The sequence below is a fragment of the Pseudomonas salicis genome (genome assembly GCF_057128705.1).
In genome coordinates this window covers 716,680-741,333 of the sequence record NZ_JBSKHU010000003.1, presented here as the reverse complement: position 1 = coordinate 741,333, position 24,654 = coordinate 716,680, and the positions used below count along the sequence as shown (strand labels likewise).

23 protein-coding genes are annotated in these 24,654 nt (G+C 62.6%); 13 read left to right on the top strand and 10 right to left on the bottom strand.

Translation table 11 applies throughout. The features are described from left to right. Positions 1-2: 2 nt before the first annotated feature. Entirely contained in the window at positions 3-1,241 is a 1,239-nt protein-coding gene (locus ACWKWE_RS14095; protein WP_483850858.1) for a SpoIIE family protein phosphatase, read from the bottom strand. Positions 1,242-1,466: 225 nt separating this feature from the next. On the opposite strand from ACWKWE_RS14095, the gene ACWKWE_RS14090 reads away from it, so the two are divergent. After that, positions 1,467-3,182 (top strand): amidase, encoded by a 1,716-nt coding sequence (locus tag ACWKWE_RS14090; RefSeq protein ID WP_483850857.1) that lies wholly within the window; start codon positions 1,467-1,469, stop codon positions 3,180-3,182. Positions 3,183-3,429: 247 nt separating this feature from the next. On the opposite strand, the gene ACWKWE_RS14085 is transcribed toward ACWKWE_RS14090, so the two are convergent. Beyond that, positions 3,430-4,293, bottom strand: a complete 864-nt coding sequence (locus ACWKWE_RS14085; protein WP_483850856.1) for an aldo/keto reductase family oxidoreductase — start codon at positions 4,291-4,293, stop codon at positions 3,430-3,432. Positions 4,294-4,415: 122 nt separating this feature from the next. Between ACWKWE_RS14085 and ACWKWE_RS14080 the strand changes: the two genes are divergently transcribed. Beyond that, the gene (locus ACWKWE_RS14080; RefSeq protein WP_483850855.1) at positions 4,416-5,312 is read left to right on the top strand and encodes a LysR family transcriptional regulator; all 897 of its coding nucleotides are present in this window, start codon (positions 4,416-4,418) and stop codon (positions 5,310-5,312) included. Here the strand turns inward: ACWKWE_RS14080 and ACWKWE_RS14075 are convergent. Then, positions 5,299-6,234 carry a LysR family transcriptional regulator gene (locus tag ACWKWE_RS14075; protein WP_483850854.1) on the bottom strand — a complete coding sequence of 312 codons (936 nt, stop codon included), beginning with the start codon at positions 6,232-6,234 and terminating at the stop codon, positions 5,299-5,301. The genes ACWKWE_RS14080 and ACWKWE_RS14075 overlap by 14 nt on opposite strands. Positions 6,235-6,347: 113 nt before the next feature. On the opposite strand from ACWKWE_RS14075, the gene ACWKWE_RS14070 reads away from it, so the two are divergent. From ACWKWE_RS14070 to ACWKWE_RS14040, 7 genes are all read left to right on the top strand, one after another. Beyond that, positions 6,348-7,817, top strand: a complete 1,470-nt coding sequence (locus ACWKWE_RS14070) for an MmgE/PrpD family protein (protein WP_483850853.1) — start codon at positions 6,348-6,350, stop codon at positions 7,815-7,817. A 234-nt stretch (positions 7,818-8,051) separates the two neighbouring features. Then, on the top strand, positions 8,052-8,750 hold the full coding sequence (locus tag ACWKWE_RS14065) for an ABC transporter ATP-binding protein (protein WP_483850852.1): 699 nt from the start codon (positions 8,052-8,054) through the stop codon (positions 8,748-8,750). Beyond that, a complete protein-coding gene (locus ACWKWE_RS14060; RefSeq protein ID WP_166597388.1) occupies positions 8,747-9,541 on the top strand; it encodes an ABC transporter permease in 795 nt (264 codons plus the stop codon). The genes ACWKWE_RS14065 and ACWKWE_RS14060 overlap by 4 nt, the downstream gene beginning before the upstream one ends. Before the next feature lie 70 nt (positions 9,542-9,611). Beyond that, complete coding sequence (locus tag ACWKWE_RS14055) at positions 9,612-11,969, top strand: bifunctional diguanylate cyclase/phosphodiesterase (RefSeq protein ID WP_483850851.1); 2,358 nt, start codon at positions 9,612-9,614, stop codon at positions 11,967-11,969. Beyond that, complete coding sequence (gene phnD, locus ACWKWE_RS14050; protein WP_483850850.1) at positions 11,957-12,877, top strand: phosphate/phosphite/phosphonate ABC transporter substrate-binding protein; 921 nt, start codon at positions 11,957-11,959, stop codon at positions 12,875-12,877. Before ACWKWE_RS14055 ends, phnD begins: the two co-directional genes overlap by 13 nt. A gap of 77 nt (positions 12,878-12,954) precedes the next feature. Continuing rightward, positions 12,955-13,725, top strand: a complete 771-nt coding sequence (locus tag ACWKWE_RS14045) for a class I SAM-dependent methyltransferase (protein ID WP_483850849.1) — start codon at positions 12,955-12,957, stop codon at positions 13,723-13,725. Positions 13,726-13,740: 15 nt separating this feature from the next. Then, positions 13,741-14,052, top strand: a complete 312-nt coding sequence (locus tag ACWKWE_RS14040; protein WP_166597384.1) for a cupin domain-containing protein — start codon at positions 13,741-13,743, stop codon at positions 14,050-14,052. Positions 14,053-14,072: 20 nt separating this feature from the next. Here the strand turns inward: ACWKWE_RS14040 and ACWKWE_RS14035 are convergent, their stop codons facing one another. Then, entirely contained in the window at positions 14,073-15,122 is a 1,050-nt protein-coding gene (locus ACWKWE_RS14035) for a GlxA family transcriptional regulator (RefSeq protein WP_483850848.1), read from the bottom strand. Between the two features lie 121 nt (positions 15,123-15,243). Between ACWKWE_RS14035 and ACWKWE_RS14030 the strand changes: the two genes are divergently transcribed. Both ACWKWE_RS14030 and ACWKWE_RS14025 read left to right on the top strand, forming a co-directional pair. Beyond that, complete coding sequence (locus tag ACWKWE_RS14030; RefSeq protein ID WP_341958628.1) at positions 15,244-15,885, top strand: HD domain-containing protein; 642 nt, start codon at positions 15,244-15,246, stop codon at positions 15,883-15,885. 12 nt (positions 15,886-15,897) lie between these two features. Next, complete coding sequence (locus ACWKWE_RS14025; protein ID WP_483850847.1) at positions 15,898-17,190, top strand: MFS transporter; 1,293 nt, start codon at positions 15,898-15,900, stop codon at positions 17,188-17,190. 26 nt (positions 17,191-17,216) lie between these two features. Here ACWKWE_RS14025 and ACWKWE_RS14020 read toward each other — a convergent pair whose 3' ends face one another. Beyond that, on the bottom strand, positions 17,217-17,702 hold the full coding sequence (locus tag ACWKWE_RS14020; RefSeq protein WP_483850846.1) for an SRPBCC family protein: 486 nt from the start codon (positions 17,700-17,702) through the stop codon (positions 17,217-17,219). A 250-nt stretch (positions 17,703-17,952) separates the two neighbouring features. After that, on the bottom strand, positions 17,953-18,807 hold the full coding sequence (locus ACWKWE_RS14015) for a LysR family transcriptional regulator (RefSeq protein ID WP_483850845.1): 855 nt from the start codon (positions 18,805-18,807) through the stop codon (positions 17,953-17,955). A 146-nt stretch (positions 18,808-18,953) separates the two neighbouring features. On the opposite strand from ACWKWE_RS14015, the gene ACWKWE_RS14010 reads away from it, so the two are divergent. Further along, on the top strand, positions 18,954-19,820 hold the full coding sequence (locus ACWKWE_RS14010; protein ID WP_483850970.1) for a DMT family transporter: 867 nt from the start codon (positions 18,954-18,956) through the stop codon (positions 19,818-19,820). Positions 19,821-19,852: 32 nt separating this feature from the next. Here ACWKWE_RS14010 and ACWKWE_RS14005 read toward each other — a convergent pair whose 3' ends face one another. From ACWKWE_RS14005 to ACWKWE_RS13990, 4 genes are all read right to left on the bottom strand, one after another. Continuing rightward, positions 19,853-20,947 carry a M48 family metalloprotease gene (locus ACWKWE_RS14005; RefSeq protein WP_483850844.1) on the bottom strand — a complete coding sequence of 365 codons (1,095 nt, stop codon included), beginning with the start codon at positions 20,945-20,947 and terminating at the stop codon, positions 19,853-19,855. A 27-nt stretch (positions 20,948-20,974) separates the two neighbouring features. Continuing rightward, positions 20,975-21,424, bottom strand: coding sequence for a hypothetical protein (locus tag ACWKWE_RS14000; RefSeq protein ID WP_483850843.1), 450 nt, complete (start codon positions 21,422-21,424; stop codon positions 20,975-20,977). Positions 21,425-21,442: 18 nt separating this feature from the next. Further along, positions 21,443-22,945 carry a CHASE2 domain-containing protein gene (locus tag ACWKWE_RS13995; protein ID WP_166597375.1) on the bottom strand — a complete coding sequence of 501 codons (1,503 nt, stop codon included), beginning with the start codon at positions 22,943-22,945 and terminating at the stop codon, positions 21,443-21,445. Between the two features lie 223 nt (positions 22,946-23,168). After that, positions 23,169-24,083 carry a LysR family transcriptional regulator gene (locus ACWKWE_RS13990; RefSeq protein WP_483850842.1) on the bottom strand — a complete coding sequence of 305 codons (915 nt, stop codon included), beginning with the start codon at positions 24,081-24,083 and terminating at the stop codon, positions 23,169-23,171. A gap of 144 nt (positions 24,084-24,227) precedes the next feature. Between ACWKWE_RS13990 and ACWKWE_RS13985 the strand changes: the two genes are divergently transcribed. Further along, entirely contained in the window at positions 24,228-24,620 is a 393-nt protein-coding gene (locus ACWKWE_RS13985; RefSeq protein WP_166597373.1) for a RidA family protein, read from the top strand. Positions 24,621-24,654 lie beyond the last annotated feature (34 nt).

The following is a 24,654-nucleotide window of genomic DNA, read 5'->3' as shown; positions in this document are numbered from 1 at the left end:
CGTCATTCCTGAATGCGGGCACAGAATAGGGTCAAATCGTCGCGCCGAGCCTGATCCGCCTGCCACAGCGCCAGCGCCCCTTGCAACGCTTCACAGATAGCAGCGGACGATTCGCGGCGGTGTTGCAGCAGAGCGTCGAAGGCTTTGCGTTTGCCGAAGGCGATGCGTTTCGGGCCGCCGATCTGATCGATCAGGCCGTCGGTGGCGATGAACATGAGGCTGCCGGGCTGCATCGGAACCGTGCTGACCGACCATTGGTAATCGAAATCGCTGCCCACGTAGCCGACGCCCATGCGTTGCCCGGCGATGGTCTGCACCTGATCGGCATCCGGGTGCAGCACGTGCAAGGCCATGCGTGCGCCCGCGAAACTCAGGGAGCGGCTGGCGTTGTCGAACCAGAAAAAGGACGCATCGAGGCCGTCATCGGACTCCGGGGTGTCGTCCTGGCCATCGACCTGCCCCAGCAGTTCCTTGACGCTGCGGTTGACCGCCGCCAGCAACTGCGCAGGGTCGCGAGGTCCGAAACGCTCCAGCGACTGGGTCAGCGAGGAGGACGCGATGAGCGTCATAAATGCGCCAGGCACGCCATGGCCGGTGCAGTCGGCAATCGCGCCAAACCAACCCTCGGGGTAGGCGCTGAAATGGTAGAAATCGCCACCGACCACGTCTCGCGGTTCCCATAACAGCGCGGCGTCGCCCAACGTGGACGCCAGCGCATCGCGAGAGGCGCGCAGCATGGCCCGCTGAATCACGCTGGCGTATTCGATGCTTTGCATCATCTGGCGATTTTTTTCAGCTTGCATGGCGGCGACCACGGCCATCAGTTCCAGACCGTTGCCCAACCCGGCAAAGCGCCCATTACGGGTGACGATGAAACCGTCCGCCAAGGCCTTTTCGCCGAACTCGACCGTCTTGAACGTCAGGTCTTCGATGCTCATCTGCGCATCGACGATCAGCGGTTCTTTGTCCATGAAGGCGATGCAGCTTTTCTTGTCGTAGAGTTCGCGATGAAACGGCTTGCTCATCTGCGACAGGAAAATGTTGCGGTTGATCAGTCCAATGGGGCGCTCGCCTTCCAGCACGGCCAGGCAGGCCCGCTCACGATGAGCACTGAAGATCTCCATGACCCGGTCGTTGGTGCTGTTGGACTCGATACCCGGCACTTCATTGCACAGATCACCGGCACAGCGGTGGTCCCTGGGCAACTTCGGCCGGGTGAAAGTGAAGTGTTCTGCCTGCATGCTCGTGGCCACTGCGCCGGACGGAAGCGGGCACCTTAGCAAGGTGATGTTAAGATGATGTTACAGCGAACCGCCCCTGCCTCCGTTGCCCGAGTTGGTGTTAAATACAGCACCCGGATTACACATTCAGCGCGCCAAGCCTTGTCTGGACGCGCGCCATGAAACGGAAAGCACGATGAAAAGCCCATTCAAGACCTCATTCATTCCTCACTCGGCGGTGGCAGCATGATCGAAGTCACCGAAGTCTCCATCGCTGAATTGCGCGCTGCACTGGCCTCCGGTCAGACCACCGCGGTCGAGTTGGTCAACGCGTATCTGGCGCGCATTGACGCCTACGACGGCGCGCAGACCGACACCGCGCTCAATGCCGTGGTCGTGCGCAATCCCGACGCCCTTAAAGAAGCCGAAGCCGCCGACCAGCGTCGCGCCGAAGGAAAAACCCTTGGCCCGCTGGACGGCATCCCGTACACGGCCAAGGACAGTTATCTGGTCAAGGGCCTGACCGCCGCGTCGGGCAGCCCGGCCTTTGAGAATCTGGTCGCCCATCGCGATGCCTTTACCATCGAACGCCTGCGTGCAGCCGGGGCGATCTGCCTGGGTAAGACCAACATGCCGCCGATGGCCAATGGCGGCATGCAGCGCGGCGTCTACGGCCGAGCGGAAAGCCCGTACAACGCTGACTTTCTGACCGCTCCGTTTGCGTCCGGCTCCTCCAACGGCGCCGGGACCGCAACGGCAGCCAGCTTCGCGGCGTTCGGGCTGGCGGAAGAAACCTGGTCCAGCGGCCGTGGCCCGGCGTCCAACAACGGCCTGTGCGCGTACACCCCGTCGCGCGGCGTGATTTCAGTGCGCGGTAACTGGCCGCTGACCCCTACCATGGACGTGGTCGTGCCGTTCGCCCGCACCATGGCCGACCTGTTGGAAGTGCTGGACGTCGTGGTCGTGGAAGACCCGGACACCCGTGGCGACCTGTGGCGGTTGCAGCCGTGGGTGCCGATTCCGCCCGTCGCGTCGGTGCGTCCGGCCTCCTACGCCGAATTGGCGGTGAAGGCCGATGCCTTAGCGGGCAAGCGTCTGGGCATCCCGCGCATGTACATCAATGCCGACCCTGACGCGGGCACCAGCGAGGCGCCGGGCATTGGCGGGCCGACAGGGCAACGCATCCACACCCGCCCTTCGGTGATCGGCCTGTGGCAAGCGGCCCGAAAAGCACTGGAAGCCGCAGGCGCGGAAGTGATCGAAGTGGACTTCCCGCTGGTGTCGAACTGCGAAGGCGATCGCCCCGGCGCGCCGACCGTGTTCAATCGCGGCATCGTCTCCAAGGCATTCCTGCACCACGAGTTGTGGGACCTGACGGCCTGGGCGTTCGATGACTTTCTGCGCGCCAACGGCGACCCGAAGCTCAATAAGCTGGCGGACGTGGACGGCCCGAAGATCTTCCCTCACGACCCCGGCACCCTGCCAAACCGCGAGGGCGATCTGGCGGCGGGCATGGACGAATACGTGCGCATGGCGGAACGCGGCATCACGCCGTGGAATGAAATCGAGACGTTGCCGGACGGCCTGCGTGGGCTGGAAAAAACCCGCAAGCTGGACCTGGAAGACTGGATGGACGCGCAGGGGCTGGATGCGGTGCTGTTCCCGACCGTCGCCGACGTCGCGCCCGCCAACTCGGACGTTGACCCGGCGTCGGCCGACATCGCCTGGAGCAACGGCGTGTGGGTCGCCAACGGCAACCTCGCCATCCGCCACCTCGGCGTGCCCACCGTCACCGTGCCCATGGGCGTCATGCCCGACATCGGCATGCCCGTCGGCCTGACCTTCGCCGGCCGCGCCTACGACGATTCGGCGTTGCTGCGACTGGCCTCGGCGTTCGAGGCCACAGGCAGCAAGCGCCAAGTGCCACCGCGCACGCCGCCGTTGGGATCGAAAAACCGGTAGTGGCAACCGCGTCACCCCCATAATCCGCCGCGCCAATGACTAACCTGTAGGAGCGAATTCATTCGCGAAAATGGGACAGGCGGGACAGATGTTTCGCCTGTACCGACCCATCGCGAATAAGGTCGGTGCCACCGTTCCGACCGCGCCGGGCCCACAATCCGCCGCGCCGCTACCCAAACTGTAGGAGCGAATTCATTCGCGATCAATGGAACAGGCGATACAGATGCATCGCCTGTCCTGAACAAGCTCAACCCACCGCATCCAGCTCCGCCACCCACTCAGCCGGCAGCTTCAACTCCGCCGCTCCAAGGTTCTCGCGCAAATGCGCCACCGAAGACGTTCCCGGAATCAGCAGGATGTTCGGCGCCCGTTGCAACAGCCAGGCAAGGGCCACATTCAATTGCGACGCCCCCAGACGTTGCGCGACGCTGGCCAATACGTCCGACTGCAGCGGCGAGAAACCACCCATGGGAAAGAACGGCACATAGGCAATCCCCTGCTCGCCCAGCTCGGCGATCAGTTGTTCATCATCCCGGTGAGACAGGTTGTAGTGGTTCTGCACACACACCACCTTCGCAATGCCTTGAGCCTCTTTCACCTGTTTGCTGGTGACGTTGCTCAAACCCAGGTGCCGAATCAGCCCCTGCTGCTGCAGCTCAGCCAGCGCACTGAAGCCTTCGGCGATGGACTCATCGCCCGGTGAGTGCAAGTTGCCCCACGCTCGTAGATTCACCACGTCCAGCACATCCAGACCCAGATTACGCAGGTTGTCGTGCACGGCGCTCACCAGTTCGGCAGGGCTTTGCGCCGGGTTCCACGACGCATCGTCACCGCGCACGGCGCCCACTTTGGTCACGATCGTCAGGTCATCGGCGTAGGGGTGCAGCGCCTCGCGAATCAGGCGGTTGGTGACATGGGGACCGTAAAAGTCTGACGTGTCGATGTGATTAATCCCCAGCGCCAAGGCTTCGCGCAACACGGCAATCGCCGCTTGCGGGTCTTTCGGCGGCCCGAATACGCCTTGCCCTGCCAACTGCATCGCACCGTAACCCATGCGGTTCACGGTACGGTCGCCCAATTGAAACCTGCCTGCCTTGCTCGCGTCACTCATGTTGTTTGCCTCTCTCAACGGGTGTTGGGCCACTATAGGCGTTGACGGACCGCTCGATAATCCGGTGCAATCGGCACAGGTCGTACGGCTCACCGAACAATCCCCCCACTCAAGAGCACACCATGGCAGCGGATATTCAGGATTTGATGGCCTTCGTGGCCGTGGTCAAGGCCGGTGGTTTTCGTGAAGGCGCGCGCCTGAGCGGTAGATCGGCGTCGAGCCTGAGCGACGCGGTGCGGCGCATCGAGTCGGGGTTGGGCGTTCGGCTGCTCAACCGCACCACCCGCAGCGTGGTGCCGACCGAAGCCGGGGCCAGGCTGATGGAACGTATCGTGCCCGCACTGGGCGAAGTGGAATCGGCGCTCGACGTGGTCAATGACTTCCGCGACCGCCCGTCCGGCACCCTCAAACTCAACGTCCCCGCCAGCGCGGCGCGGCTGGTGCTTCCCGCGATCATCACGCCGTTTCTGCAGGCCCACCCCGACATCCAGCTGGAAGTCATCGTCGAAGAAAGCTTCGTCGACATGCTCGCCGCCGGCTGCGACGCGGGCATTCGCTACGACGAACGCCTCGAACAGGACATGATCGCCGTGCCCATTGGCCCCCGCTTCCAGCGCTTCGCCACCGCCGCCTCCCCCGCCTACCTCGCCGCCAGAGGCATCCCGCAACACCCTCGTGACCTCCTCGACCACGCCTGCCTGCGGGGCAAATTTCCCAGCGGTTCGATGCCGATGTGGGAATACGAAAAAAACGGAGAAACCCTCCACGTCGACCCCACCGGCCCGCTCGTGGTGCGCATCGCGGGCGCCATCGACCTCGGCATCCAGGCCGCCGTCGATGGCCTGGGTGTGGTCTACCTGTTCGAAGACTGGCTCCGCCCACACATCGAGCGCGGTGCATTGGTGCCGATTCTGGAGGACTGGTGCATGACGTTCAGCGGGCCTTTCCTTTATTACCCCGGACGCCGGTATGTGCCGTCGCCGTTGCGGGCGTTTGTGGACTTTATCAAAGCGGATTAAAAGCATCCGATGACTGGCGCTCCGCCGACTCACGCCGCTCCCCAATCATCTCGTATAGCTGCTGAGCCGCCGCCGACAGCACCCGCCCGCGTCGACGAATCAAGCCGATGGTTCGGCTGACCACCGGTTCCACCAGCGGCACGCTGACCAATATCGGGTGGTCATCGGCGGGCATGGCCAGGCGTGGCACGGCGGCGATGCCGACGCCTGCTTCGACGAGGCTGACGACGCTCATGACGTGGCGCACTTCGCAGAACGAGCGCGGCAGGTCCGGGGCGTCGGCCAGGGCCAGGTCCAGCAGCAGACGGTTGCCGCTGGCTTTGGCCACGCTCATGTAGTCGTACGCGTTGAGCTCGGTCCATGTCACGGCTGGCCGTTTCGCCAAAGGATGATCACGTCGGCAGGCGACGACGAAGGCTTCCTTGAGCACGGGCTGGAAGTCGATGTTGGCTTCCTGAACGCCAATGTAGTTCAGGCCGAAGTCCACTTCGTTGCGCACCACGCTGGAGAGCACGTCGCTGGCGCCTTCGTCCATCACGCGGATGACGATGCGCGGGTAGCGTTCGTGGAATTCGCGCAGCACTTGCGGCAGAAAATAGCGCACCACCGAAGGCACGCAGGCCACGCTGACTTCGCCGCTCATGCGTCCCGCGACTTCGCCCAGCCCGATCAGCGACTCGTCCAGGCTGTTGAGGATCTCACGGGCCTTGCGGGCGAAGTCACGACCGAAGGCCGTGAGGTCGACGCGCCGGGTCGTGCGCTCCAGCAGGCGCACGCCCATTTTCGCTTCGAGCTTGGAGATCCGTCGCGACAGCGCAGGCTGTGACAGGTGCAGGTCCAGCGCAGCGGCGCTGAACGTTCCGAGTTCCGCGACTGCAACGAAAGCACGCAGGTCGCTCATTTCCAGATTCATGTGTGGCATGCATAGATCCATCAGATTGTTGCAATTCAAATGCTACCACTGCTGCGCCATGATCGCCGGGTGCTGCTCAGCACGTGCAACCAGACAATCATAAAGAGAAGGAGCGCACCCTCATGACCACGATCAATCGCCGCGGACTGCTCAAAGCCGGGGCCATCGCCTCTGTCGCCGCCGCCACGCCCGGCCTGTCCTTCTCCGCCCTCGCGCAAGGGGAAAAAATGAAACCTGCCGACCCCGCTCCAGCCCCAGAACCGGTGACCCATATCCTGGCGCGCTATCTGGTGAACGCCCGCTACGAAGACCTGCCCGCCAATGTGCGAAAGGAAGGCACGCGCACCCTGCTCAACTGGGTCGGCGTGGCCGTTGGCGGTTCGCACCATGAAACGGTGGAGCGGGCGCTGTCGGCGCTCAAGCCTTTTTCCGGGCCGCCCCAAGCCGGTTTGCTGGGGCGCTCGGAGCGGCTGGACATCATGAACACGGCCTTTCTAAATGGGGTCGCCAGCCACATTTTCGACTTCGATGACACGCACCTGAAAACCATCATTCACCCGGCTGGGCCGGTGGTGTCGGCGATTCTGGCGTTGTCGGAGTACCACGCGGTGTCTGGCAAGGATTTCCTCAACGCCGTGGTGCTGGGCGTGGAAACCGAATGCCGCATCGGCAACGCCGTGTACCCCAACCATTACGACGTCGGCTGGCACATCACCGGGACCGCCGGGGTGTTCGGCGCGGCTGCGGCGGCGGGCAAGATTCTGGGGCTGAACGAACAACAGATGGTCTGGGCCCTGGGCCTGGCGGCCTCGCAACCGGTGGGGCTGCGTGAGTCATTCGGCTCGATGAACAAGAGCTTCAACCCCGGTCGTGCGGCCAGTAACGGTCTGTTTGCAGCGCTGCTGGCCTCGAAGGACTACACCAGTTCCGACGGCATGATCGAGGCCAAGCGCGGCTGGGCCAACACCATCAGCACCAAGCAGGATTACCGCGAGATCACCGAAGGCCTCGGGACGCGCTACGAGGCGGCGTTGAACACCTACAAGCCCTTCGCCTGCGGGATCGTGATTCACCCGGCACTGGACGCGGCGATTCAGCTGCGCAATCAGAACACGCTGACCGACGACCAGATCGCTCGCATCGACCTCAAAGTGCACCCGCTGGTGATCGAACTGACCGGCAAGAAAACGCCGAAGATCGGTCTGGAAGGCAAATTCAGCATTTACCACTCGGTGGCGGTGGCGATCATTGAGGGCGCGGCAGGGGAACGTCAGTACAGCGACCGCGCCGTCAACGACCCCCGGGTCATCGCCCTGCGCGACAAGGTGACGGCCACCATCGACCCGTCGATCAAGCCCGAACAGGTGGACATGACCATCACGCTGAAGGATGGCCGCACACTGCATAAATTCATCGAGCACGCGATTGGCAGCCTGGAAGTGCCGATGACCGATCAGCAGCTGGAGGCCAAATTCACCGACCTGGCGAAAGGCATCCTGCCTGATGCCCAGATCCGCAAGCTCATCGAAACGTGCTGGTCGGTGGAGAAACTGGCGAGCGCGGCGGAGATCGCAAAAGCGGCAGTGGTCTAGCGGCTCGCCAGTTAGCCACCTATAGGAGCGAATTCATTCGCGAAAATCGGCCAGGCGGTAGAGATGTTTTGGATGTACCGCTGACTTCGTCGGAATGCCGCCCAGAATGAATTCGCTCCCACAGTGATTGACGGCACGTCGACGTGCTGCGAACGGCCGCTGTCCTGTAGCCGACCCGTTTCGACTGGGCAATAATGCACAACGTTTTTCCGCGCCCACCCAGAAGGAATTTTCGTGTCGTCGAACGGTTCAACCCCTGCGTTGCTTGAGGTCAGGAAACTGAGCCGTCTGGATCAAAGCGGCACGACGCAACTGCTGAAACCCACCGACTTTTCCCTGATGCCCGGTGCGCAGATCGCGATCACCGGGGCGTCCGGTTCGGGCAAGAGCGTGTTCCTGCGCACCCTGGCGTCGCTCGATGCGCCGTCCACGGGCGAGATTCTGTGGCAGCAACGCCCGCTCTCCAACGACACGATCCCCCACTTCCGCACGTGCGTGGCCTACGTGGCGCAACGTCCGGCGTTGATCGAGGGTTCGGTGCTGGACAATCTGCAGTTCCCGTTCTCCCTGAACGCCCTGCGCACGCGTACGTTCAACTTGGCTCACGCCACCGAACTGCTGGTGAAAGCCGGTAAGGACACCCCTTTTCTGAGCAAGCCTGCCGGGGATTTGTCCGGCGGCGAATCGCAGATCGTCGCGCTGATCCGCACTCTGCAACTGGCGCCGCAGGTCATGCTGTTCGATGAACCCACTTCCGCTCTCGACCCGGCCTCGGCGGCCGCCGTTGAGTCGTTGGTGCTGCATTGGTTCGAGGAAGGCGCGGGGACGCGGGCGTACATCTGGGTGTCCCATGACCCCGAGCAGGCGCGCCGGATGAGCACCCAACATCTAACGATGAATCAAGGCGTGTTGCGGTCGGGAGCCGACGCATGAATTACCAGAACCTGTCGTATGTGGACCTGGCCATCGCGGCCACGCTGATCCTGATCAACGGCGTGTTGTCGCTGGTGCTCAAGCTCGGGTTGGGGCGCCAGTTGTTGTGGGCGTCGGTGCGCACGGTGGTGCAGTTGCTGGCGGTGGGTTATCTGCTGGGCTGGGTGTTCGCCCACGCCGAGTGGTACGTGGTATTGCCGTTGATGTGCCTGATGACGCTGGTGGCCGGGGTGTCGGCGGCGGGCCGGGGCAAGCGCACGTACGCCGGGCAGTTGATGGACAGCGTGGCGTCGGTGTGGACCAGTTCGTGGCTGGTGGCGGCCATCGGCCTGTTCGTGATCATCCGCATTCGGCCGTGGTACGAGCCGCAGTACGCGATTCCGATTCTCGGGATGATTCTGGGCAATACCCTGACGGCGGTGTCGCTGGGCATCGAGCGCATGACTCAAGAACTGACCTCCGGTCGCAACACCATCGAGATGATCCTGGCGCTGGGTGGCACGCGCTGGGAAGCCGCTCAGGGCGCGGCGCGGCAAGCAGTCCGTGCGGGGATGATGCCGACGCTCAACCAGATGTCGGTGGTGGGGATCGTCAGCCTGCCGGGGATGATGACCGGTCAGGTGCTGGCCGGTGAAAACCCGGTGGATGCGGTGCGTTACCAGATCATGATCATGTTTCTGATTGCGGCGGGATCGGCGTTGGGCACCGTGTGCGCGGTGCTGCTGACGTTTCGGCGGCTGTTCACGCCCGACCATCGCTTCATGATTCATCGGCTGGTCGTCCGACGTTGAAATCGGGCATCATGAATCTGTCATAAAGCAGTATTATTCTGCCATCACCTCGCGGCAGGAAATACATGCAGTGGTCCGCCGATCGTTCTCCTCCCTCAGTTTCCTCCAACTCCTGCTGATGACGCTCTGCGCCGCGACGCTGGTGTTTCTCTGGGCGCTCTATGGCCAACAGAAAGCCACCTCGCACCATGAAGCGCTTGCCGCCAAATCAGCCGAACACCTCAATCTGGCCACCATCGCAGCCGAAAACCTGCGCCAGCTGGTTGACCGGGCACAGGCCATTGGCCGGGTGACGCGAGGTGATATGGACGACCTCGGCCAGCGCCACCAAGGGCTGGTGCGCATGTTGGCCGAAGACCCGGTGTTCAAGCGCATGAGCCTGTACAGCAGCGACGGTACGCTGCTGTCCGCCAGCCATTTCGATGAGCTCCGCCAACTGCCGCCGGAATGGCTGAGCCAAATGCAGCAGCACGCCGAGCGCTATGGGTACAAGGCCTTGTTGCCGAGCACGCCTGCCATCCAGACCAATACGCTGCTGCCGAGCTGGCGCCTGCCCTTCCTGCTGCCACTGGTGGATTCAGCGACCGGCAAGATGGACAGCATTCTGATGGTGCAACTGGACGTCGGCTACCTTGCCGCCCTCTTTGAACACATCGACCTCGGTCAAAGCGGCATGATGCGCCTGCTCGACAACGACGGTCACGAACGCCTGCGCATCAGCAGCAGCGGCGTGATGGTGTCGGGTGTCCCTATGACCCCCGAGCTGTCTTCCGGCGACGAGGTGACGGGGATGCTGACGCAAATGTCCCGGGACACTCCGTACCAGAGCATGTACCTGCGCGTGCCGCAACGGGGCTTCAGTGTCGTGGTGAGCCAGGCTGACGACGAAATCCTCGCTTCGTCCCGTCGGACCTACGAACGCCAGTTGTGGCTGAACCTGTGCATGACCCTGTTGATTCTCGGCAGCCTGATCTGGACCCTGCGGGTGTTGCGCAAGCGCCAGGAGGCATTTAACGCGCTGGAACAGGCGCAACAGGTCAATCAAGAGTTGATCGATCGCCTGGAAGACGAGCATCGGCGCAGCAGCCACGCTGCCGCCACCGACCATCTGAGCGGCCTGCACAATCGCCGTCAATTTCTGGAAGTCGCGGCCCGCACGCTCTTCAGCCAACGGGGCAAGCGGCGTCTGATGGCGATTCTGTTCATCGACATGGACCGCTTCAAATCGATCAACGATTCCCTGGGCCACAAGGTCGGCGACATGCTGCTGCAAGCCGTGGCCGGGCGCATCAGCCGCATGCTGGAACCCGACGACGAAGCGGCGCGCTTTGGCGGTGACGAGTTCGTCGTGCTGCTGGCCGGTGAACGCACTGAAGAACAGATCGACAGCTGGGTGCGGGGTTTGGTGCAAAAGCTCTCGGCGATCTATTCCCTCGGCGATCACGAAGTCACTACCAGTCCCAGCGTTGGGGTCAGCATTTGCCCGAGGGACGGCCAGGACGTCGAAGACCTGATTCGTAGCGCCGACGCCGCCATGTATTCGGCCAAGCGTGCGGGTCGCGGCCAGTATCGCTTCTTTGACCCGTCACTGAACGTCGCCGATGTCGAAGAGTTCATGCTCGAACAGGCCTTCGGCAATGCCCTGAGCGGACGTCAGTTCGTGCTGCATTACCAGCCTCAGATTCGCCTCGACACCATGATCGTCGACGGTTACGAGGCGTTGGTGCGCTGGGAACACCCTGAATTCGGATTGTTGTACCCGGACCGATTCATCTCCCTCGCCGAACGCAGTGGCTTCATCATCGCGCTGGGTTGGGAAGTGCTGCGGCTGGCCTGCGAAACCCTCGAACAATGGCTCAAGGAAGGCCGTCAGCTGCGCCTGGCGGTCAACGTTTCCGCCATTCAATTGCATCAGGCCGATTTCAGCGACCGGGTGCTGGCCAAACTGGCGCGACACGGTATCCCCGCGCAATGGCTCGAACTGGAAATCACCGAGACCACGCTGCTCGATCAGGAAGGCCGCGCGGTGGAGCACCTGCAGCGTCTGCGCAAGGCGGGGATGCACATCAGCCTCGACGATTTCGGCAAGGGCTATGCCGGTTTCGCTCACTTGCAAGCGCTGCCGCTGACCAAGCTGAAAATCGATCGCACGCTCATCGCGCCGCTGTCCAACAGCCCGGACGACAGCCCCATCGTGTCGTCCACCATCATTCTCGCCAAGCGCCTGGGGCTGACGGTGGTGGCCGAGGGTGTGGAAACCCGCGAACAGGTGGTGTGCCTGAAAATCGCCGGATGCGACGTGGCGCAGGGTTACCACTTCAGCCGCCCATTGGCAGCGGCACAACTGGCCGAATACCCGCCCTTCATTCACTCGGCTCCAACGGACGCGACTCACAGGGATGCGACGGAAAACATATGCACGCAGTGAAATGCCTTGGCGCTGTTTTGGCAGGCCTGATGTTCAACGTCTGCGTGGCCGCGCCTGCTCCGACGGCGCCCTCTCCGGCACCGCCCTTTTCAACCGCGCAGTGCACCCAACACAGCCTGCGCATCGCGGTGATTCCGAAAAAGAGCATGGACGAACTGCTCCAGGAACAGAAACCGCTGATCGAACGGCTGAGCAGTGCCACCGGCATTCCTGTGGAAATCGTGCCTTCTTCATCCTACGAGAGCGTGGTCGATGCCATCGTCTCGGGCGGCGTCGACATCGCCTGGCTGGGCCCTGCGTCCTACATGCTCGCGTACCAGCGTGACCCGCGCATCGAACCCTTTGCCAGCCTGACCATCAACAACGGCTTCTTCACCCCGGCCGGTCATCATTATCAGGCCCTGCTGCTGGCCCGCAGTGAAGTCGCCAGCGACATCGACGCCTTGCGCGGCAAACGCGTGGTCCTGACCGACCCCGCCAGCACCTCCGGGAGCCTGGTGCCGAACACTGAATTCTCCCGATTGACCGGGATTCCGCTGGCGCAGTTCTTCGGCTCCATTGCCTATTCGGGTTCTCACGACAAGTCATTGGACGCCCTGATCAACCGCAAGGCCGACGCGGCGTTCGTGTCCAGCGTGCGCGCCGATGAATACCTCATCAATGGCCTGATCCAGCGCGACACCTTCAAGGTGCTGTGGCGTTCGGAACCGATCTACTACGACCCTTTCGTATTCAGCGGCAGTGTCTGCGCCCCGCTGAAGGAAAAGATCCGCGCCGCGATGCTGAACGATCAGCAAGGGCTGGCAGGGTTTCTGGCATCACAGAAAGCCTCCGGGATTGCGCCGGTCAGCCACGCCGAATACGCGCCGTTGCTGCGCATGATGCAGGCCGAACCTGTGGCGCCATAAGCCATGATGTTCATCTTCAGTGAAGGGAAAGTGGCGCATAATGCGCCCGCCACGTTTCCACGATGAGGGTCTCTGAGATGTCAGTCGTTCATAAAGCGGCTCAGGTGGGGTTTTCGACGCAAGCGGGGGCCTACACTCAGGGCCGACCGGATTATCCGGATGAACTGAGTATCTGGCTCAGGCGGACGCTGGGGATCGACGAGCAGGCCTCGGTGGTGGACCTCGGCGCTGGCACCGGCAAGTTCACGCGATTGCTGACACCCTTGACGCCGCACCTCACCGCCGTCGAGCCGGTCGAAGCGATGCGCCGGGAATTCGCCAAGAGTCTGCCGGACACGACCATCGTTCCAGGTACTGCTAACGCCCTGCCCCTCGCCGATGGCACGGTGGACGCGGTGGTCTGCGCCCAGGCCTTTCACTGGTTCGCCAATGACGCGGCGCTCGCCGAGATACACCGGGTGCTGAAACCGGAGGGTCGTCTGGGATTGATCTGGAACGTGCGCGACGAGTCCGTGGACTGGGTCGCCGAGATCACCCGCATCATCACGCCGTACGAAGGCGATACCCCGCGCTTTCACACTGGCCACTGGCGCCAGCCCTTCAGCGGCCCACACTTCGCCCACCCCGAACTCACCTGTTTCAACTACAGCCACTCCGGCCCTGCGGAAACGGTGATCATGAACCGTTTTCTGTCCGTCAGCTTCATCGCCGCGCTGCCCGAGGCCGAGAAAGCCGTGGTCACCGAACAGCTGCGCGAGCTGATCAAGACCCACCCCGCCCTGCGCGGCCGCGACAGCATCGACTTCCCCTACCAGACCCAGGCCTACCTGTGTCGACGGCTGGATTGATCAAAGGTAATCCTCGTGAAGATCATTCGCAGTAAAGCGTTCACGGGCGACCGCGCCTGGGCAGCACTGGACATCGCCAACATGAACGGCATCACCACCCGCCTGCACTGGACCGACCAGCCGTACAAATGGCACGTCAACGACGGGCAGGAAGTCTTCGCCGTTTTGGACGGTCGCGTTGAAATGCATTTCAAGGCAGACGGCGTCGAGCAGTCGACGATCCTGGAAACCGGCGACGTGTTCTACGCCTCGGTCGGCACCGCCCACGTCGCCCACCCACTGGGGGTGGCGCGGATTCTGGTGGTGGAAAGCGAAGGGAGCGTTTAGCCCTTTCCGATCGCGCTGAATCAGTCGTCGGACACAGTGACGAGGGAAGTCTTGTCTTGCGGCGCGAAACGCAGGGCGTACTCCTTCGGTGTCACCCCCAGACGCCGAACGAACGCCTTGCGCAACACATCGACGCTGTTGTAACCGCAGCGGCGGGCGATTTCCTCCATGGAGCGCCCGCCCATCTCGAACGCACGGCACGCGGCTTCAAGACGCACGTCTTCGACGTATTTCGCCGGGGTGGTGTTCAGGCCTTTCTGAAACTGGCGAATCAACGTACGAACGCTGGTGGACATGCGGTCAGCGAGCATCTCTACGGTCAGTTCGGTGTGTAAATGCTCGCTGATCCACACGCACAGTTCTTCCAGCCCCGAACCCGCAGTGCGTTGGGATTGCAGGGTGACGCTGAACTGCGCCTGCCCGCCGGGACGCCGCAGAAACAGCACCAGGTTGCGGGCGACCTCCATGGCAATCGCGTCGCCAAGGTCCTCGCTGACCAGTGCCAACGCCAGATCGATCCCTGCCGAGATCCCCGCCGAGGTGTAGACGTTTCCGTCCTTGATCCAGATCGGGTCCGGGTCGACGTTGACCTTGGGATAACGCTCCGTCAGCTCCTGCGCCACGCCCCAATGGGTGGTCGCTCGCCGACCGTCCAGCACCCCCGCCGCGGCCAACGCGAACGCCGCCACGCAGATCGAGCACAGCCGACGCACGTCCGTTGATCGCTGCTGAATCCATGTCAGCGCGGACTGATCCAGATGGCCGAGGGTCTTCCAGCCGGTCGTGACGATCAGGGTGTCAATCGGCAGGTCATCCCGCCGTTCCTGTTCCAGCGTCTTGTGGGCCAGAAGGCCAATGCCGGTGCCGCTTTGCATCTGCACATCAGCGCTCGAAGAGATCAGTTCCAGCCGATAAGGGGGCGCGTCGGCGGCGAACAAGCTGTTGGTGAAACTGAAAACCTCAGCCGGTCCGATCACGTCCAGCGCGTCCACCGGGGGTAACGACAGAATGACGACCCGTTTCTGCGGCGTGTGCAAGGCCCGGGTCTGGCGGCGGGTAGGCGTGGTCACGGGACGTCTCCGGTTGAATGGATGAAGAACACGATCTTGGCACGAATCGACTGAAAACAGTCAATTCTGACGATGGCAGGACCCTAGACTCAGCGGCAGACCCACTTCTCAGGTAAGCGCCATGACTTCTCCCATCTCCCTCGGTGGCATCATTGCCCCGGACACCGACCTGACCCGCAAAGCCAGCGCGCTGGTCGAGCGGGTGCATTCCAAGGCCCTGCTCAACCACGTCCACCGCTCCTGGTGGTTCGCCGATTTTCTCGGCCAACAGCGTGGCCTGAAATACGACCGCGAAGTCGTTTACCTCGCCGCCCTGATGCACGACCTCGGGCTGACCGAGGCATTCGCGGCCGACCAGCGTTTCGAAGTGGATGGGGCGGATGCCGCCAGCCGTTTCCTGCTCGACAACGGCTATGCAGACGCCAAGGCGCAACTGGTCTGGGACGCTATCGCCCTGCACTCCAGCGCCGGGATCGCCGACCGTAAACAACCGGAAATTGCCCTGATCTACATGGGAGCCCACGTCGACGTCATGGGCCTGTTCATCGACGAAATCACCCCGTCGCTGATCGACGACACCTTGGCGCTGTACCCGCGCCTTGGCATGAAGGCGGCGTTCACCCAAGCCGTCGCCGAAGTTGCGCGGAAGAAACCGCACACCGCCATCGGCACCGGGCTGGCGGACGTGGGAAGACGGCACATCCACGGCTTCGATTGCCCGAACGTGTGCGACTTGATCGACAACGCGCCGTTCGACAGCTAAGCGGAGGTGTCCATGATTTCTGACTGGCTTTGCGGGGTGCTCGCCCGACGCGGGATTCATTATGGCTGGGCAATGGTTGCGGTGACGTTTCTGACGGCCCTGATCACGGCGGCCTCGGTGGGCGCGCCGGGAATTTTCATCGTGCCCATGCAGATGGAGTTCGGCTGGAACACGCTGGAAATCTCATCGGCGTTGTCGATTCGCTTCGTGCTGTTTGGCCTGATGGCGCCGTTTGCCGCTGCGCTGATGAACCGCTACGGCCTGCGCACCGTCACGATCACCGCGATTCTGGTGATCATGGTCGCGCTGCTGATGTCGCTGAGCATGACCAAGGTCTGGCAGTTGGTGGCGCTGTGGGGCGTCGCGGTCGGCATCGGCGCAGGAATGACCGCGCTGACCCTGGGCGCGACGGTTGCTTCACGCTGGTTCAGTCACCGGCGAGGGTTGGTGATCGGCGTGCTCACCGCCAGCACCGCCACCGGGCAACTGATCTTCATGCCGATTCTGGCGAATATCACCGATCACTACGGTTGGCGCTGGGCATTGATGTTGATGTCCGTCATGCTCGCGGTCGCGGGTTTCGCCGTGCTCATGATCATGCGCGATCGCCCCGGCGACATGGGCCTGCGCCCGTATGGCGACACCGGCGACGTTGCGCTTGCCACGCCACCTGTCAGTGCGGCGTCGATCTTCGCCGCGTCGTTGAACACCTTGCGTGACGCCGCAAAGACTCGGGTCTTCTGGATTCTGTTCAGCACCTTTTTTATTTGCGGCGCCACCACCAACGGTCTGGTGCAAGTCCACCTGATCCCGATGTGTGGCGACTACGGCATTTCACAGGTGAAGGCAGCGGGGCTGCTGGCGGCGATGGGGGTGTTCGACCTGATCGGCACGGTGGCGTCTGGCTGGCTGTCGGACCGGTTCGATAATCGTCGGCTGCTGTTCTGGTACTACGGGTTGCGGGGGCTGTCGCTGATCGCCCTGCCCTTCACCGACTTCTCGATCTTCGGCTTGTCGGTGTTCGCCGTGTTTTACGGCCTCGACTGGATCGCCACCGTTCCGCCCACGGTCCGCCTGGCCGCGTCCCGATTCGGCGCGGAGCGCGCCGGGCTGGTGTTCGGCTGGATCTTCGCCGGGCACCAGATCGGCGCCGCGGTTGCGGCATTTGGCGCAGGCTGGTCGCGCACGGCGCTGTTGAGCTATCTGCCCGCGTTTTTCACCGGCGGCGTACTGTGCCTGATCGCGGCAGTGACCATCCTGTCAGTGCGGGAGCAGAAAGCGATGCCCAAGGCCGTGACGAGCTGATGGCAGTGCGAGGGTTGCCTGAAGATTCAGCGCAGCCCCGCGGCAAACGCCTCCAGTTGCGTGATCACCGCGTTCCAGCCTTCGAAGAAGCCGAGCTGTTTATGCTGCTCGCACGTGTCTTCGTCGGGGTGCATGACGTGGGCGGTGTAGCGGGTGCCGCCGCCTTCATCGCTCATTGTCACAATGGCGGTGAACCCCAGCCAGGGCGTGGCCGGGCGCCAATCGGCGGTGAGCATGGAGGTGAACACCAGCCGCGACTGTGGCACCACTTCCAGAAAGCTGCCGGGGTTGCCGCTGCTGGCACCGTCCGGCCCGGTCATCAGCGTATGAAAGGCACCGCCTGGTCGTAGATCGAAGGCCTTGACCTCGGTGACCCACGGTTTGGGGCACCACCATTCTTTCAGCAGATCGGGGTCGGACCACGCACGCCAGAGCGCGGCGCGGGGGACGTTGAGCACGCGGGAAATGATCAGGTCGTGAGGGTGGGTTTTTTCTGGTGTGTTGAGCGACATGGCGGGCATCCTCTTTTTAGGGTTGTCGGGTTTTGCCGAGGGGATCGCACGGGATTAAAAGCCTAGCAGGCGGCACTGAGTCTGCGCTGTGAGTCCGACCTGGCACCGCTTTCGCGGCCGTCGTACCTCCGACTGCTCCCACAGGGTTCGCGTCGTTCACGGGTCCTCGTCTCGAAGCCATTTCCTCTGGGAGACGCCGGAGGTTACGACGGCAGCGACAGGGACCTATCGGCCGCCGACAGTGCCTGCCCTACAACCGAAACGATTGCTGCATCGCCTGCGCCAGCAGGTCCACGGCTTCATCCCCGCGTGAAGCCGCGCTGCGCACGAACACAATGTCGTGATCGGGAATGACCGGCAGGCCGTCGAGGATTTGCATGTGTTCGGTGACCTTGCCGCGATCGATCAGACTGACGGCCAGTCCCGCTTCCACGCAGGCTTTGACTGCATGATTGGAAGGGCTTTCGAGGACGATGCGTGAGCGGCGGCCCGAGGCCTTGAGCGACTCCGTCATGGCTTCGCGGTAAGGGCATTGCAGCGCGTGAACCGCCAAGGGCAGCGGATCGTTGAGCGCCACTGTCGTGCTCGTCGGGCCGACCCAGACAGGCGTGGTCGACATCAGGACTTGGGTGTCGGGGCCGATGTCGCCTTTGCGCTGCGCCACGACGGCCGTCTGCAATTTGCCGCGCTGGACCAGCTCCCTCAGTGCATAGCTCGGCCCGGTTTTCAGTTCCAGCACCACATTCGGCCAAGCGGCGGCGAAGGTCGGCAGGATGTCGCGGATGACATGGGTCGCGTATTCGTCCGGCACTCCCAGTGTGATGCGCCCGGCGAGGTCAGTGCCGTGCAGGTCGGCCAGCGCCTGATCGTGGGTGCGCAGCAAATCGGCGGTCGAAATCAGCAGCCGCTTGCCCAGCACGGTCAGCGAAATGGACTGGTTATCGCGGTTCAGCAACCGGCCGCCCGCCACCTGCTCCAGACGCTGAATGTGAACGCTCACCGCGGCCGGGCTTTTATGCAACTGCTCGGCCGCCGCGCTGAATTTTCCGATGCGCACCACCGCATGAAAGGTGCGCAACAGGTCGATGTCGAGAATGGCTGTCATGGTTCAATCCTGGTGAACAACTGATGCATGATCTTTTGATTTATTAGATTACTCCCCTTCCGTAGCCTATGGGAATGAGCCAGCCCATTCCGATTCAACCCAACCAACCGACACGCCGCCACTGGCGTCACACGTTGCCCTTGCCTTTGCTTGAAGCGGGGCTGCTGCTGACCTGGAGCTCCGGCTTCATCGGCGCGCGCTTCTCCATCGACTACGCCCCGGCGCTGCTGGTGGTGTTCTGGCGCTGCATCGTGGTGTGTCTCCTGTTACTGCCGTTCGTCTTCCGCGCCCTGCTCAAGACACCGGTTTCCGTGCTGCTGACCAACGCCGGAATCGGGCTGTTGGCCATGGCGGGCTACCTGACCGGGGTGACCCAAGGCATCGCGCTCGGCGTACCCGCCGGGTTGGCCGCATTGTGCGCTGACCTGCTGCCGTTGGGCATGGCATTGCTGGCAGCGCTGGCGTTGGGCGAGCGCTTGGCACGGCAGGTCTGGCTGGGGCTGATCGTCGGGCTGGTCGGAGTGTTGTGGGTGACCCATGGCGCGCTGGTGCTGGGGGATGCGCCGCTCTGGGCCTACGGCTTGCCGGTGGCGGGCATGTTCTCCCTCGCCGTGGCGACCTTGTGGCAAAAACACGCCAGCACGTCGCAGTCGATGGGTCTGCTGCCCAACCTGTGGTTGCAGTGTTTCGTGTCGAGCTTCGCCTTCGCCGCCATCGAGGGCAGCCAAGGCAGCCTGGCGCCGATCCCTACCACGGGCTTCGTCCTGAGCGTGGTATGGACCGTCGCCCTGTCGACCCTCGGCGGCTACGGGCTGTACTGGATTTGCCTGCGTCGGACCACCGCGACCCGGGTCGCCAGCGTGCTGTACCTCAGCCCGCCGATCACCCTGCTCTGGGCTTGGGCCATGTTCGACGAACCGTTGTCCTGGCAGATGGCGTCGGGCATGGCGATTTCCGCAGTGGGCATCTGGCTGGTGGTGCGCGCCGAAGCGCGACAGCGTTCGGCGGCCTGACACGCCCTCAGGCTGAGCCGCCATCGCGGACTTTACCCTCCCGACGCCGAGACCTCTTTGTAGATCGCTTGCAAATTGGCTTTGCGCTCCTGGGTATTGGGGTGACGCAAGGCCGGCGACGTGACGATGTCCTCGACATCCCCCGCAATCGCCACAGCCTGGCTGGCGGTTTTTTTCGACGTCGGCTCGCCCTGGGTCGCAGGCAAATCCTTGATGAACGCATCGAGGGAAGCGCCCAGCTGCTGTCGATTCGGGTAGACCCGGCTGAGCATTTTCACTGCACAGGAATCGGCTTGAAGTTCCTGATCGATGTGATGGCGAGTGAACTGGCCTTTCTCCAGCTTGATGCGATCCACCACGGCCTTGGGGTTGCCCGAGGCGCTTTTCATCAGGGTGAGCAGGTCGGATTTGACGCTGAACGAGTCAATCACGACGCTCTGCATCTCCTTGGTTTCGTGGCGCTGGAGCACGTGGGAGATTTCGTGCGCCAGCGCGAAGTAGGCCTTTTTCTGCATCTCTGGCGTGTCGAGCAGCCCCTTGTCCAGATAGAGATAGCCACCCGGTAGGGCGAGTGCGTTGTGGCTGTCGCTCTTCACAATGAACAGCTTGAAGCGGTAGTCATAGGGCTCGTGGATACTTGCCAGAATATCGCTGAGCATCTTGTCGGCCGCCGGGTAAAACTTGCGTCCTTGCTTGGAATCGCGGGCGAGCAATTGCTCTTCCCGGGCCTTGTGCTGGCGTTCGGCGTACATCACCTCGGCGCTCATCGGCATCCAGTTCAGTTGTTTGGCGGCGCGTTTGGCGGAGTCACTGAGTGTGTCGTTGCTGGCCGTCGGTTGTGCCCCGCCGGTGCCGAGCATTTTATTGAGCTGGCCGGGCAACGCCTCCATGCCTTCCTTGAGCCCGAACACCGACAACGACGCAAAGTTGTCGGTCAGTCGATAGGGCTGAACCAGTTCGGCGCAGTGTTTGTCGAGCACCACCAGCGCCCGAGGCGGCAGGCTGTCGATGTCCTTGAGGTGCTGAGCGCTGTGGGTGTCGAACGGATTGGACATCTGCCCGGTGCTGCAGGCGCTGGTCAGGATGACCAACGCCAGCACTCCGTGAAACGCGACCTGCGTATTCATGAGGCATCCCCGACAGGCACGTGCCTGTCATTTGAGCTGTTGCTTGAGCTGGTTGATGCGCAAGTCTCTGGCACCGTAATAGCCCTCTTCATCAAGGGCGGCGGCCTCATACACCAGCCGTCGTTTCGGGTCGCTCACCTCTTTGCGGATTTTCTCCAGTCGCTGACGCACCTCCGGATCGGCCTGGGCCTTGGCCAGATCGGCCTGGGCGGCCTGCGCATTGAAGGGGCGGTCTTCCTCCAGCTTGCGGCCCCCGGTTTTGCGGCCGTTGACGACGCTGTCCAGCACTGAGGTCAGGGCGCCGCATTCAACGGGCTCGTTATCGGACCAGATCAATTGCAGCAGACTGCTGATCGCACTGTTGCCGCTGGACTGGTTTTGCAGGTCTTGAAGGCCCTTGCACTCCTTCGCCATGACGGACGCTGAGGCACTGATGAGCACGACGGCTGACAGAAGCGTGAAACGTGATCGATTCATGAACGTTTCCTCAAGGGTTCAGGAGTGATGCAGTTGCCTGATCAGCAGAAAAATCAGGCCGAAAAACGCCAGTCGGCGAATGAGCAGCAACACCCAGGCGAGGTATTGGCCGCTCATCCACAGGCGCTGGAAATCCTTGTAGAAAAACCGGGCCGCCCGCTCCCGCAGGCCGTGGTCGTGTCGGGGGCGTTGCTCGGCCTCCCGAGAGACTTCGCGGGCGAATGACTCAGTCCCTTTTTCATGGGCCACGCGAAGGCGGTGGACCAGCGCCTGGCGTTGCTCGTAGCCCTCGCCCACCGCTGCGCCGACGGCACTGTTGAAGAAACTCTCGATCAGCATGCCCAGCGCGATGGGAATGGGCGAAAGCCAGAGATTGAAGTGGCGCAGCAGGCCGAACGATGCGGCGGTGAGGGCGAAGACCAGGAGAATGAAGCCCACGCCAAGGAAGATGATGACGTAAGGCGCCCATTGCCGATCGCGGGCGCGGCTGCTGAAACGCAGGGCAAAATAACGATGCCAGGACCATTCAATGAGCCCGCCCATGAGCAGGCCCAGAAAGAGGTCGAGCACAAAGCCGAGAAATGATTTGAACGGCGTCGTGGGTTGCAATAACGACATGAAACTCGCAGCGTGAACCTCAACCCCATACATCGTTCCCAACGGCGTTGAATAGGTGTCGTCTTCCCCAAACCCGCTGCCGAAGAACACCACCGGTAAACGATAGAGAGGTTCGAAATGGGTGCGGGCGTTGCGGCGGCTGTCGATCTGGCGGGAAGGCATCTGGCCCAGCGGAATCGCCCGCAGGCCCGTCCCGTATTGACCGGGATTGATGATCAACGACGCATGCTCGCCCTCTTCCAGACAGTTGTGAGGGCGTGTGGAAGGATCGGTGTAACGCTCGAACGCGGTGGCTGCCATCGATTGCGGGGTGCACGCCTGGCGAGTGACCAGACCGTAACTGACCTTGAGCGTAGGGTCGGCGAAGGAGACAAAGCCCGCCAGGTCCTCACGCCAACGGTCGGTGTTGGCCTGACCCTCGACGTCCAGTAGCTCGAAGGGTTCCATCAGCACAGTACGCGTCGGGCGCTGTTGCATGAAGAGCTGCTTGAGCGACTCTTCGCAGCGCCTGTCCTCGATACCCGCCGCACCGGCTAACGGCAACGCGGGAGACAGGTCCAGATCGACGACCAGCAACGCCGGGCCCAGTGCGTAAATCGCTTCGAGGTCCTTCTTCAGCTCGCAGCGATTCAGCGGATTGCGTTCCCGGTAATAGTCTTCATGGCTTTTCTGGTCGATCAGCACCACGGCGACGGTTGGCGTATTGCCCAATTCCAGTGCGGCGTCTTTGGCCGTGAGGTTGCCAATGCCGAAGAACGCGTAGCCGTCGATGGCGTCGAGCCAATGCAGGTCATGATGGAAGACCCCCACCAATGCCGCGACGACCAGCGCCGCAGGCAGGTGATGGGTCCAAGTGGAGAGATGCCGGACAAACCAGCCTCCGGGAGCATGCGGGTCAGGCATGACGTTTCCTCTGTCGCTTACGAAACGCTGACCCAAAACTCTGCAAACGCTCACTGCGCAGGAGTCTGCTGGTGCTACGTCAGGCCGGGGAGCACGGGTTCGGAGAGGCCACGAACCGCGCTGCCTGACGGGCTGCCGTATGTTGAACTTAGCAGGTGAATAACCAGCCGCAAGGGCCGTCGAGCAAAGAAACTTGAGCGGTCATCCGGGTGTTTCACCCGCGTTACAGCGTCACGCCGCCCTGCTCGGCCATCAGTTCGACAATCCAGTCGATGAACACCCGCAGCTTGAGGCTGATGTGCCGGTTGGGCGCATAGGCCACGTACATAGGCATCACGCTCAACGTCCAGTCCTCGAACAACGGGATCAGTTCACCCTGCGCCCGGGATTTTTCCGCCATGTAAACGGGCAGCCAGAGTGCGCCCAATCCGGCCAGACCGGCTGTGATGTACGCGTTGCCGTCGTCCACCACCAAGCCGTGGCGGCTCTGCACTTGAACGGCTTCGTCACCCCGTTGCAAGGTCATCGGAAACAGCTTGCCCGTCCGCGCCCAGCGATACCCGACGATGCGGTGATGCGCCTCTTCCAGCTCCCGGGGGTGGGTGGGCGTGCCGTTGCGTTGCAGGTAATCCGGCGCGGCGTAGACACCCAATTGCAGGTCGCCGATATGGCGGGCCATCAACGATTGATCGGTGAGCTCGCCGCCGCGCACCACGCAATCGACGTTTTCGCCGATCAGATCGACCATGCGATCGCTCACGCCCAGGTCGATCTGAATGTCCGGGTAGCGCGCCTGAAATCCCGGCAGCGCCGGGACCAGAATGAACCGCGCAAACGGGCTCGGGACGTCCACCCGCAACCGGCCTCGGGGCACGGTGGCAGCGCCGGACAGGCTGGTCTCGGCGTCGTCCACGTCGGCCAGCACCCGCACCGCCCGCTCGTAGTACACCGCGCCATCGGCAGTGACGTTCACCTTGCGCGTGGTGCGGTTGAGCAACTTCACCCGCAGCCGCGCTTCCAGTTGCTGAACGAGCTGAGTGACAGTGGTTTTGCTCATGTGCAACGTCCCGGCAGCTTTGGTGAAACTGCCGGTTTCGACCACACGAACGAACGCCTGCATTGCGTCGAAACGGTCCATGACGACTCCGAAAACGAGAGAGATTGTTTGGGATTACCAAACAGTGCTGAACAAGGTTGCTCGTTTATCGGTGGCGTGCAAGGCCTTTACAGTCACTTCATCGTTAATTACGGGTCATCACTGACCCACCGATGGAGGCTGCACATGACTGTTCGCGACGTTGTTTTCCCACCTGGACGCCAGGCGCTGTACGAGCGCAACCGCTACTCCCCGGCGATCAAATCCAATGGCTTTCTGTTCGTGTCTGGCCAGGTCGGCAGCCGCGAAGATGGCTCGCCTGAGCCTGAGCTGAAAGCGCAGGTGCGATTAGCGTTCAATAACTTGAATGGGATTTTGAAAGAGGCTGGCATCACCTTCGACGACGTCATCGACGTGACCGTGTTCATCGTCGACCCGCAGAAGCGATTCGAAGCAATCTGGGAAGTCGTGCCCGAATTCTGGGGCGTTGCGCCGCATCCGACGATCACGGCCGTGGGCGTGACGTGGTTATATGGGTTCGATTTCGAGATCAAGGTGATTGCGAAACTGCCGGAGTGAAACGACGGCAGCGACGACGGAGGTCCAGACGGTC